Origin of the sequence: Pseudomonas sp. R4-35-07 (assembly GCF_003852235.1) — a bacterium.
Taxonomy (GTDB): Bacteria; Pseudomonadota; Gammaproteobacteria; order Pseudomonadales; family Pseudomonadaceae; genus Aquipseudomonas.
In genome coordinates, this window is record NZ_CP027732.1 from 234,893 (window position 1) to 246,762 (window position 11,870).

Annotated in this window: 8 protein-coding genes, 1 tRNA gene and 1 pseudogene; 4 read left to right on the top strand and 6 right to left on the bottom strand. The window is 60.1% G+C overall.

What is annotated here, in order from left to right:
• Positions 1-386: 386 nt before the first annotated feature.
• Together C4J89_RS00960 and C4J89_RS00965 are read right to left on the bottom strand one after the other, a co-directional pair.
• Positions 387-1,040, bottom strand: a pseudogene (locus C4J89_RS00960) (DUF927 domain-containing protein); the annotation flags it as partial.
• A gap of 85 nt (positions 1,041-1,125) precedes the next feature.
• Positions 1,126-1,202 (bottom strand) — tRNA-Arg (locus C4J89_RS00965).
• A gap of 370 nt (positions 1,203-1,572) precedes the next feature.
• On the opposite strand from C4J89_RS00965, the gene gabD reads away from it, so the two are divergent.
• Positions 1,573-3,015, top strand: coding sequence for an NADP-dependent succinate-semialdehyde dehydrogenase (gene gabD / locus C4J89_RS00970; RefSeq protein ID WP_124360737.1), 1,443 nt, complete (start codon positions 1,573-1,575; stop codon positions 3,013-3,015).
• A 179-nt stretch (positions 3,016-3,194) separates the two neighbouring features.
• Positions 3,195-4,472, top strand: a complete 1,278-nt coding sequence (gene gabT, locus C4J89_RS00975) for a 4-aminobutyrate--2-oxoglutarate transaminase (protein WP_124402684.1) — start codon at positions 3,195-3,197, stop codon at positions 4,470-4,472.
• A gap of 78 nt (positions 4,473-4,550) precedes the next feature.
• On the opposite strand, the gene C4J89_RS00980 is transcribed toward gabT, so the two are convergent.
• The 4 genes from C4J89_RS00980 to desA form a co-directional block, all read right to left on the bottom strand.
• Complete coding sequence (locus C4J89_RS00980; RefSeq protein WP_124413505.1) at positions 4,551-5,750, bottom strand: hypothetical protein; 1,200 nt, start codon at positions 5,748-5,750, stop codon at positions 4,551-4,553.
• 13 nt (positions 5,751-5,763) lie between these two features.
• A complete protein-coding gene (locus tag C4J89_RS00985; protein WP_124413506.1) occupies positions 5,764-6,651 on the bottom strand; it encodes a nitrilase family protein in 888 nt (295 codons plus the stop codon).
• Positions 6,652-6,822: 171 nt separating this feature from the next.
• The gene (locus C4J89_RS00990; RefSeq protein WP_124413507.1) at positions 6,823-7,824 is read right to left on the bottom strand and encodes a sensor domain-containing diguanylate cyclase; all 1,002 of its coding nucleotides are present in this window, start codon (positions 7,822-7,824) and stop codon (positions 6,823-6,825) included.
• Positions 7,825-8,012: 188 nt separating this feature from the next.
• Positions 8,013-9,197: a delta-9 fatty acid desaturase DesA gene (desA, locus tag C4J89_RS00995; RefSeq protein ID WP_124413508.1), complete on the bottom strand. Its 1,185-nt coding sequence runs from the start codon at positions 9,195-9,197 to the stop codon at positions 8,013-8,015.
• A 166-nt stretch (positions 9,198-9,363) separates the two neighbouring features.
• Between desA and dibA the strand changes: the two genes are divergently transcribed.
• Together dibA and oscA are read left to right on the top strand one after the other, a co-directional pair.
• Complete coding sequence (gene dibA, locus C4J89_RS01000; RefSeq protein WP_124413509.1) at positions 9,364-11,277, top strand: phosphodiesterase DibA; 1,914 nt, start codon at positions 9,364-9,366, stop codon at positions 11,275-11,277.
• Positions 11,278-11,576: 299 nt separating this feature from the next.
• Complete coding sequence (oscA, locus tag C4J89_RS01005) at positions 11,577-11,759, top strand: sulfur starvation response protein OscA (RefSeq protein WP_010565387.1); 183 nt, start codon at positions 11,577-11,579, stop codon at positions 11,757-11,759.
• Positions 11,760-11,870 lie beyond the last annotated feature (111 nt).

The window sequence follows — 11,870 nt, forward strand, 5'->3', positions numbered from 1 at the left end:
AACAGAATGCAGATGACGGGCATCAGCGGTTGCCAGTAAATGAGCGAAATTGAGAGGATCGATATCAAAGGTTGGTGGCGTCGACCAAGCAGTGTTGGTCGGTAACGGAAGCACGACGGCCTCCGTTTTAATATTAGCCCCGGTTCTTAAGCTGATGCTCAAGGCAAATTTCTGCTTTCATCGCGTTAATCGTGAGGGATTGTGTTTTCTTACCTTTATATGGGCAGACGTTAATTAGGCTCAGCAATGCCATTAGATGGGCGCTTCTTGCTTTCAGGGTGTCAGATAGGGGTTGAACTGTTCTGTGTCGATGCGTTCATTGTTTATCCTTGAGTGAGCTAAACAGCCCACGTTCGCGGCTGCTTCGGGTGATTTAGGTCGTTACATTCATCCAGCACCAGGAGGCCGTCTGAGTGCGCTGCAGCGATGAACTCCAGGCGTTATCTGTCGAGCGCCATGAGCGCACCAGGCGCGGCCCGCCATAAACCGAGGCAGCGACCTGCAGGTGGGTGGTCTTGCCGCCGGAGCTGCCGCCGTACAAGTGGAAGCCACCTGACTCATGTCCGAGCAGGTTCAGCAGAGGCCCTGCAAACGCCACAGAGACGACAAACGCTAGGCGGTGGTTGGCCAGCACACAGCGCGCCGATTTGCTGCTGCCATTGCTCCAGAGAACCCGCCTCGCTGATCGGCGGCAACCGCGCACCGGCCTCGTAAAAATGCAAGTGTTCGGCGTGCGAGTCGATCTGTTGTTCGGGCAATAGGAACGCATTGTCGTGCCAGCCCAAGCGCGTCACCAAGCGTGCGCGCTGGGCGCTGTCGAAGCCGCCGAGATAACTCTGCAGGTCGTTGCGGGCATTGCGCCCTTATCGGGTTCCCGCGAGGCGCAGGCCGATGTCGACCGTCGGACCGAGTACGTCCTTTCCCAAGTCGCCAGCCATGGTTCGGGCCGGAATGTTCCAGGGCTTTTTGGCGCCGTCCGGGTAGTCGAATTCGACCAACAAGCCCCAGTTGTGGCCCTTGTCGTCGTGACTACAGGCGACGGATAGCCAGAAACAAGAAAGCCCGCACTAGGCGGGCTTCTTGAGATGACTCGTAGACTGTCTGAGACAGGTCTAAACAGCTATATGGTGCACCCGGCGGGATTCGAACCCACGACCCCTGCCTTCGGAGGGCAGTACTCTATCCAGCTGAGCTACGGATGCTTGTGCGGGCGACATCATACCCATGTCGACCTTGGGCGTCCATGCTGGTCTTTGGGCGTTTATGCGTAGGATTCTGCCGTGTGCAGGCTCTGGGCCGGGGCCATCGATCAGTGCGATGAAACCAAGGGCAACTACGCTGATCAGAAAGGTCTAACGGATATGCCGTTTTTGTTCTTTTTTTCGAACATCCTATTGCCCTGTACCCCCATTGATCCTAGGATTCGTTTGAGATTTCAAACGCTCTGTCTCCCGTGCGCACTTTATTGGTTCTTGCGCACCGAGGCTGATTTCCCTGACGGCAGCCCACCAGGCGCCTTTCAACAACTCTAATTCGCTCCGCGTGCGCGCGGTGCTGTTAAGGAAAGCCGACATGCAGCTTAAAGACACCCAGTTGTTCCGCCAGCAAGCCTTTATCGATGGCGCTTGGGTCGATGCGGACAACGGTCAAACCATCAAGGTCAACAACCCGGCCACGGGCGAAATTCTCGGCACCGTGCCGAAAATGGGCGCCGCCGAAACCCGCCGCGCCATCGAAGCCGCCGACAAGGCCCTGCCGGCCTGGCGTGCACTCACCGCCAAGGAGCGCGCCAACAAGCTGCGCCGCTGGTTCGAACTGCTGATCGAAAACCAGGACGACCTCGGCCGCCTGATGACCCTCGAACAAGGCAAACCGCTGGCCGAAGCCAAGGGCGAAATCGTCTACGCCGCCTCCTTTATCGAGTGGTTCGCCGAAGAAGCCAAGCGCATCTACGGTGACGTGATTCCCGGCCACCAGCCCGACAAGCGCCTGATCGTGATCAAGCAGCCGATCGGCGTGACCGCTGCCATTACCCCGTGGAACTTCCCTGCGGCGATGATCACCCGCAAAGCCGGCCCAGCCCTGGCCGCCGGTTGCACCATGGTGATCAAGCCTGCCTCGCAAACCCCGTTCTCGGCCCTGGCCCTGGTTGAACTGGCGCACCGTGCCGGTATCCCGAAAGGCGTGCTGAGCGTGGTCACCGGCAGCGCCGGCGACATCGGCGGCGAGCTGACCAGCAACCCGATCGTGCGTAAATTGTCCTTCACCGGCTCCACCGAAATCGGTCGCCAGCTGATGGCCGAATGCGCCAAGGACATCAAGAAAGTCTCCCTGGAGCTGGGCGGCAACGCGCCGTTCATCGTGTTCGACGACGCCGACCTGGATAAGGCCGTCGAAGGCGCGATCATCTCCAAGTACCGCAACAACGGCCAGACGTGCGTCTGCGCCAACCGCCTGTATATCCAGGATTCGGTCTACGACGCGTTCGCCGAAAAACTCAAAGTGGCCGTGGCCAAGCTCAAGATCGGCAACGGTCTGGAAGAAGGCACCACCACCGGCCCGCTGATTGACGAAAAGGCCGTGGCCAAGGTCCAGGAACACATCGCCGACGCCCTGAGCAAAGGCGCCAAATTGTTGGCCGGTGGCAAGGCGATGGAAGGCAACTTCTTCGAGCCGACCATCCTGACCGACGTGCCGAAAAACGCCGCCGTGGCCAAGGAAGAAACCTTCGGCCCACTGGCGCCGCTGTTCCGCTTCAAAGACGAAGCCGAAGTGATCGCGATGGCCAACGACACCGAGTTCGGCCTGGCGTCCTACTTCTATGCGCGTGACCTGGGCCGTGTGTTCCGTGTGGCTGAAGCCCTGGAATACGGCATGGTCGGCGTCAACACCGGGTTGATCTCCAACGAAGTGGCGCCGTTCGGCGGCATCAAGGCTTCGGGCCTGGGCCGTGAAGGTTCCAAGTACGGGATCGAGGATTACCTGGAAATCAAATACCTCTGCCTGGGCATCTGACCGGTAAGGGATTGCAGTAAACGCAGAGGGCACGAGAGCGCTGTCCCTTTGCGTGTTTCACAGCGTTATTCGTAGTGGCCGGGAAAGCTGTGGCAGTCGATCATCGCATGCTGCCGTAGTTGCCTCCCCGCCACCTATCCTTGAGCCACGCCGCCCGATGAGCGGCGAATGAGGACTTTATGAGCAAGACCAACGCTTCCCTGATGAAACGCCGCGAAGCCGCTGTACCGCGCGGTGTTGGCCAGATTCACCCGATCTTCGCCGAATCCGCGAAGAACGCCACCGTGACCGACGTTGAAGGTCGCGAGTTCATCGACTTCGCCGGCGGTATCGCCGTGCTGAACACCGGCCACGTGCACCCGAAAATCATCGCAGCGGTGACCGCGCAGCTGAACAAGCTGACGCACACCTGCTTCCAGGTCCTGGCCTACGAGCCTTATGTGGAGCTGTGCGAGAAAATCAACGCCAAGGTGCCAGGTGATTTCGCCAAGAAAACCCTGCTGGTCACCACCGGTTCCGAAGCGGTCGAGAACGCCGTGAAAATCGCCCGCGCCGCCACCGGTCGTGCAGGTGTGATCGCCTTTACCGGCGCGTACCACGGCCGCACCATGATGACCCTTGGTCTCACCGGTAAAGTCGTGCCGTACTCGGCCGGCATGGGCTTGATGCCGGGCGGCGTGTTCCGAGCGCTGTTCCCCAATGAGCTGCACGGCGTGAGCGACGACGACGCCATCGCCAGCATCGAGCGTATTTTCAAGAACGATGCCGAGCCGCGTGATATCGCTGCGATCATCATTGAGCCGGTGCAGGGCGAAGGCGGTTTCTACGTCGCGCCGAAAACCTTCATGAAGCGCCTGCGCGAACTGTGCGACAAGCACGGCATCCTGCTGATCGCCGACGAAGTGCAAACCGGTGCCGGCCGCACCGGCACCTTCTTCGCCATGGAACAGATGGGCGTCGCCGCCGACCTGACCACCTTCGCCAAATCCATCGCCGGTGGTTTCCCGCTGGCCGGTGTGTGCGGCAAAGCCGAATACATGGACGCCATCGCCCCAGGCGGCCTGGGCGGTACCTACGCCGGTAGCCCGATCGCCTGCGCGGCCGCGCTGGCGGTAATGGAAGTGTTCGAAGAAGAGCACCTGCTGGACCGCTGCAAGGCCGTCGGCGAACGCCTGGTAACCGGCCTCAAGGCCATCCAGGCCAAATACCCGGTAATCGGCGAAGTGCGTGCACTGGGCGCGATGATTGCCGTGGAGTTGTTCGAAGATGGCGATAGCCACAAACCGAACGCCGCTGCCGTTGCATCCGTGGTGGCCAAGGCGCGTGACAAGGGCCTGATCCTGCTGTCCTGCGGTACCTACGGCAACGTCTTGCGCGTATTGGTGCCGCTGACCTCGCCGGACGAGCAGCTGGACAAAGGCTTGGCAATCATTGAAGAGTGCTTCTCTGAGCTTTGAGCCCAGCGCCTTTTCGATAAAAAACCCCGCCTCGGCGGGGTTTTTTATGCCTGATGAATCACCTTCAGTGTTGTTTGGTCAATCCGCGATCACCACACCAATCAACGGCACGATCAACGCCGTACTGATCGCCATGGATAAGACGTTGCCGATATAGGGGTGCAGGTAGCTGGGCAGGCGCCCGGCAATCGCGCAGGCCAGCGGCGGGGCGATCAGCGCGCCCAGTATCGCGCTGGCTACAATCACTGTCGGGTTGCCGCCATAGGTCAACACGGCAGCGGGTACCACCGAGACCAGGGGCACGTAGGTTGGGTACCAGCCGCGCTCACGCCATTGCCGGCGCCACAGGATAATGCCGATGAGTGAGGTTAGCGCTTGGCCTGCAATCAGGTGTGGCAACCATCCAGATCCATACGCGGGGCTCAGGGGGTTCAGTGCGTAGGCCAGCAACACCCCAGCGAGCAGACCCAGGCTGGCCCACTCATTTCCATAGAACGGTGCTTCGGAAAAGTCCGCCAGCACCCGACGTAACGTCCAGCGTATACCGTAATCGGGCAATTTCAGGGCTGCAGCGGGAGGGATGCTGGCCTTGGGGTCAGCTGCACGGCTTACCAGTACCGGCAGGGCACGGCATAGTAAAAACGCAACCACACTGCCTAAAGCCATGCCCAATACATTGCCAATCACCACCGGCAAACCCAGCGGAATGCACAGGTAGTTGACCAGCAACAGGCAGCTCGGCGTTACCAGGAGCGCGCCGAGCAAGGCGCCATTGAGCGTGACCTTCCATCCCCCGCCAAACAGCAGCACCATGGCCGCCGGCAGCGAAACAAAGGCGGCGAACGTGGGTTGCCAGGCGTCTGCCGTCACGGTCCAGCCCCACATCGCATTGCTCAGCAGCAAGCCCAGCAATGAACTGGTCACCAACCAGGGCCAGAGCCCCGTGCCGTAGGCGATGCTGAAGCCTTGCCAGGTTTGAGCGTAACGACTGGTCCAGTAACCGAAGGCGCCACCGAGCAGCAGGCCGAGTGACGCGAACTCGTGTTTATAGAAGGCCACCTCACTGATATCGCCGACCACCCAACGCAACCACGCTGTCGGTGTGGGCAGGCTGGCCATCATGTCGTTGTAGCTTGGCCAAAGCTCCGGCGCCGAAGTGGAGTAAGCCACTGACAACCCGGTGAGTGACACTCCCAGGGTGAGCGAGGCCAGGAGCAGAATGACAAGGTGGCGAACAGGTGAGTCTGATGACAGTTTTTTTGTCGGTAGGAAAGCCATGGTCGCACCCCCATCAGCGTGGCAGGCACGGGTGAAGGCGGTAGCCGAGCATCCCGTCATACAGGTCGCTGCGACGATCCCGTTGCAGGTCGTTGAGGCTGTTCCAGATGGGTGCGCTGCGAGCGCTGGAGAGGTCGATGTCGGCGTAAATAATCGCTTGCTCGTTAGGTGAGGCGATCTTGCCGATGGGCCAGCCGTTGGTGCCGGCAATCAATGAACACCCAAGGTAACGTGCATCCTGTTCCTCGCCGATACGGTTGGCCGCAGCAATGAACACGTTGTTGACGTGGGCGGCCGTCATGGTCAAGTACGAGGCCATGCATTTGCCGGCTTCGTCGAACAGCGGCGGCGGGGTCCACACCCAGTTGTTCAGGCTGCAGATGATATCGGCGCCTTGCTGGGTCAGGATGCGCGGGACCTCGGGGAACCAGATGTCCCAGCAGATCAGTAAACCTATACGGCCTATGGGGGTTTCAAACACGGGGAACCCAAGGTTGCCGGGGCTGAACCAGAGCTTTTCCTTGTTCCAGAGGTGGGCCTTGCGGTATTTGCCAATCAGGCCGTCCGGGCCCAGCAGCACGGCGGTGTCGAACAGTTGCATGCCGTCGCGTTCAGCCAGGCCTGCCACGAGATGCACTTGGTGAAACTGCGCGAAATCCATCCAGGCCCGCACGCTGGGGCCGTCTGGAACGGGCTCGGCATGCAAATAGGCGTCCTGGCGATTGTTGAATAGGTAACCGGTATTGGCCAACTCGGGCAGCACAATCAGATTGGCGCCATTGTTAACCGCTTGCAGGGCAAGGCTCAGGCTGGTTTCGAGGTTGGAAGCGCGATTGTGGGTGCCGACTTGCGGATCAAATTGCACAACGGCGACGCGTACAGGGCTCGTGGACTCGTTCATGGTGCAGACCTCTTATTGTTATGAGCCCACCGGAATGGGTGGGCCGTTTAATAGGAAGTCTTCTTTTGCTGTGCGTCAGTAGGTTGTTTCCTTTTGAAGCGTAGGCAGTTGCTGTATCAGCGGCTGCCGCGGTAGCGCGGTACGCGACTAGCGCTGCCAAACCAATACGAGCTAACCCGCGATCACCCGGTTTTTACCCTGACGCTTTGCCTCATACATCGCCGCATCCGCGCGGCCGAACAGGCTGTCCAGGGTCGAGTCGTCTTCGCGCAGGCTGGTCAGGCCCTGGCTGACGGTCACTGTAAACGCGTGGCCTTCAACGCTGAAGCTCAGCGCCTGGATTTCCTTGCCTAGCCGCTCGGCTACCTGCAGGGCCATGTCCGGGGCGCAGCCGGGCAGTACGGCGGCGAATTCTTCGCCGCCGATGCGGCCGAACAGGTCGCCACGGCGTAACACGCCTCGGCCACTTTCGGCGATGCGCCGCAGCACCTGGTCACCTTCGAGGTGGCCATAACTGTCGTTGATGTCTTTGAAGTCGTCGATGTCCAGCAACAGGAACGCCAGCGGCGTGCCCTGCATACAGGCGTTGTCAAAGGCTTGGTTGGCGAGTTCGAAGAAGTGCCGGCGGTTGCTGCTCTGGGTCAGCACATCGGTGGTGGCCAGGCGATGCAGTTCCAGCTCCAACTGCTTCTTTTCGGTGATGTCCTCGGCCATGCCCACGACGATCATCGGCTTGCCCGGCTCGGCCTGCTGATTGATATAGCATTTGTCGCTGAGCCAGCGGATCTGCCCGTCGACTGTGACGATGCGGTATTCGCGGTCTTCCACGGCGCCCTGTTCCAGCACGCGGGCCAGGCTGTGTTCGGCGTAGTCGAGGTCTTCGGGGTGGATGCTGTTGCGCCATTCCCGGTGATCGGCCAACAGCAAACCGGCGCTGCGGCCGAATATTCGTTCGTAGGCCGGGCTGACGTAGAGCACGCGACGCGTTTCCCAATCGATGGCCCACAGCACCGCATTCACACTCACCAGCAGCGAGCTGAGCAGCTGCTCACGCTCACTCAGCCGCTCGACCTCACCCTGGGCATGCATCAGCGCCAGCAGGGTCGACGCCGCCGCCGGACGCGGTGGCTGGGCGGTGGACAGGTCAGTCGGGCAGGGCTTTTCGTGAACCATCGGAACAACTCTCTCTGGGCGCGCCGCAGGATGGAACAGCGGTCACTACAAGGGGTCACCATGATGGCGAAGTGTTCTTTGAGAGAGGGGAATTGCAGTGAAGTTCCGTGATCGTGGTGGATTGGCGGTGCCCGTAAAATGGCGCCAAAAAGCCAGTGTGCGGGAGGGCGAGCCCTCCCGCGGTACCGTCAGGCCGCTGCGGGACGCAGTGAATAGGTCTTCAATTGGTGAGCGAAATCACGCAGAGATTGAATGCCGCTGGCCTCGGCTTCGTGCACCCATTCCTTGATCGCAGCCAGCATGTCGTGGCCGTTGGAACTGGTTTTGAGCCAGATTTGCTGCAGCGCCAGGCGCTTCTCGTAGATCACGCTCAGCGCATGGCTGTGTTCCAACATGCTCTGGATGCGCACGTGGTGGCGATCGCTCAGCAGGCTGGTTTCCCGCGACAGCAGGCGCTTGGCGCGGTGAAACTGGTGGCGCACCGAATGATCGACTTTCTCGAGCTCCTGCTTGACCAGCGGGCCGATCACCAATTTGCGATATTGGGCCATGATCTGGAAGCGGTTGTTGAGGATCGCCATCGCGGTGTCCATGTCCAGATGGCCCTTGCCTTCGACACGGTGGGCGATCGGCGCGACGCGCTGCACCTTGGCCAGACGCAGGAAGCTGAACACCTTGATCCAGGCCCAGCCCAGGTCGAATTCCCACTTCTTCACCGACAACTTGGCCGAATTGGGGTAGGTGTGATGGTTGTTGTGCAGCTCTTCGCCACCGACGATGATGCCCCACGGCACCAGGTTGGTCGCCGCGTCGCGGCATTCGAAGTTGCGATAGCCCACGGCGTGGCCCAGGCCGTTGATGACGCCGGCGGCCCAGAACGGAATCCACATCATCTGGATCGCCCAGATGGTGATGCCGATGGTGCCGAACAACAGCACGTCGAGGACACCCATGATCGCCACGCCCAGCAGCGGGTAGCGCGTGTAGAGGTTGCGTTCGATCCAGTCGTCCGGGCAGTTCTTGCCGTAGATGCGCAGGGTCTCGGGGTTTTCCGCCTCGGCGCGGTACAGCTCGGCACCTTTGCGCAGCACGGTGGACAGGCCCTTGATCACCGGGCTGTGCGGGTCATCGACGGTTTCGCATTTGGCGTGATGCTTGCGGTGGATGGCGGTCCACTCGCGGGTGTTCTGCGCCGTGGTCAACCACAGCCAGAAGCGGAAGAAGTGTTTCAGGCCAGCATTGAGCTCGAGCGAGCGATGGGCCGAATAACGGTGCAGATAGACGGTGACCCCGATAATGGTCACATGGGTCATCAACAACGTGACTGCCACCAGTTGCCAGGCTGACAGGTCAAGAAAACCGTTGTACCACATAGGCTGTATGGCCCTCAGATAAAGTAAAGAACAGCTCACGCATTATCACTAAGCCTACAGAGAAAACCAGCCGCCCTTTCAGATAGAAGTGACTGGATGTTTCTTATTCTATAATCCTCAGCCTTCGTAGGGCGATTGTGTTTTTTTGGTAAGGATTACTGAGCATATGTTGTTTTCATACCGAGGAGCCCTACGTGCGGGGCTGGTATACCTGCTGATTTCCATTCTATGGCTCCAGCTTAGCCACCATCTATTAATCAGCTTTATCGATGATCCACGGGCCATGGCGCATTGGCTGCAACTGCGCGGCTATGTGTGGGTAGGCCTGAGCGCGCTGGCTATTTACCTGATGGGCGCGCGGTTTGCTCGTGCCCACGCGTTGCAACAACCCCTGAAAGAAAACCGTGAGCGCCTGCAACAGGCCGCTGCGGTGTTTGATTGCACCCGCGAAGGCGTGCTGGTCACCGACGCTCAGGGCCTGATCGTGCACGTCAATCGAGCGTTCATCGAGATCACCGGATACCGCCGCGAAGACGTCATGGGCCGGCCACCGAGCCTGTTCAAGTCCGGGCGCCATTCGTCGAATTTTTATCAACAGATGTTCCAGGCCCTCGAGCGCAGCGGCGAATGGAGCGGCGAAATCTGGAATCGACGCAAAAGCGGAGAAATTTACCCCCAGTGGCAAACCATCCGCGTCATCCGTGATGACCAGGGCCACATCAGCCACTACGTCGCGGTGTTCTCGGATATCAGCGCCATCAAGGACTCTGAACACGAGCTGGCGCACCTGGCCCACCACGACCCGCTGACCGGCCTGCCCAACCGCCTGCTGTTCACCGACCGCGCCGAGCAGGCGCTGGCCTCGGCACGCGTGCACAAGCGCGGGTGTGCGTTGCTGTTGATGGACCTGGATCACTTCAAGATCATCAATGACAGCCTGGGCCACAATGTTGGCGATCAACTGCTCAAGCTGGTGGCCGACCGTTTCAAGGGGCTGTTCGGGCCTGGGGTGACCCTGGCGCGCTTGGGGGGCGACGAGTTCGCCGTGCTGGCGGAAAGTTGTCCACAGGTGATGCAGGCTGCGGCCATGGCCCAGCGCATGCTTGAGGCCATGAAGGAGCCGTTCATTTTTGACGGCAATCAGCTGTTTATCAGCGCCAGCATCGGTATCAGCCTGTTCCCCAGCGATGCGCTGAGCGCCGAGCAATTGTTGCGCAACGCTGACTCGGCTTTGTTCAAGGCTAAGAACGCGGGCCGTGAAAGCTACGCCTTGTACACCGAGGAACTGACGGCTCACGCGCAGAGTCGTGTGGAAATCGCCAGCGAATTGCGCCGCGCCCTCGACCAGCAGGAACTGCGCGTCTATTACCAGCCCGTGCACGACCTGCAGGACAGCCGTTTGATTGGCGTGGAAGCGCTGGTGCGCTGGCAGCACCCGGAGCGCGGCCTGGTGCCGCCGGCTGAATTTATCCCCATCGCCGAGCGCACCGGGTTGATTGCCGATATCGATGCCTGGGTGATGGACCAGGCCTGCCGCCAGATGTGCCTATGGTTGGCGGACGGCGCGCCGTTGGGGTTTATCGCGATCAACGTCTCCAGCCGTCTGTTTGCCCGGCGTGAACTCTACGAACAAGTAGGCCAGGTGCTCCACGACACCGGCCTGGACCCGGCCTTCCTTGAGCTGGAAGTCACCGAGAGCGCGGTGATGGACGACCCGGAAGTCGCCCTTGAACAACTGCACCGCCTGCGCGAACTGGGCTTGCGCCTGGCCATCGACGACTTCGGCACCGGCTATTCCTCGCTGTTACGCCTCAAGCGCCTGCCGGTGCAGAAACTCAAGATCGACCAAGGCTTTGTCGCCGGCTTGCCCTGGGATGAAGACGACGCCGCCATCGTGCGCGTGGTCATCGCCCTGGCCAAAAGCATGGGCATGCAGGTGCATGCCGAAGGCATCGAGCAAGTGGAGCAGGCGCGCTTCCTGCTGGACCAGGAGTGCGACATGGGCCAGGGGTATTGGTTTGGCAAGCCGATGCCGGCCCAGGAGATAGATTGGACCCGGACACCCCCCATCCACATTTGAAATGCATTCAACTGTGGGAGGGGGCTTGCTCCCGATAGCGGTCTATCAGGTTAAAAAATCTTGTCTGACCCACCGCCATCGGGAGCAAGCCCCCTCCCACATTGGATTGCATCACGGCTCAATTTCAGCGGCTGAACGCAAAACCCTCGCGCAACCCCACGTCCCGTCAGAAAATTCTTTCTGGTTATATAAACATTCTTAAATAGTATTTTTAAGAATATCCGCGCTTATCTACTATCGCCCTCACGCCGCAAGCAGTGCCGCCACTGCCAGGCACTATTCATTTCAGGAGCGAGACCATGAGCGCATCTCTACGTAGCGTCGACGGCCAGGACGAAGCAGCCATTTTGCGTGAGATCCAGAGCGCCTTGCGCGATCTGCGGTTTGGCGCGGTGGAAATCACCGTACACAACGCTCAAGTGGTACAGATCGAACGCAAGGAAAAATTCCGTCTGCAGAACCCGGGTAACAAACCCGCCTAAGAATAAGCCACCAGTAGGAGCGAGCTTGCTCGCGAAAAACGCCAACGATAACGCAGCGCATCAGGTTTAACGCGGTGCTCCTGGGTTTTTCGCGAGCAAGCTCGCTCCTAC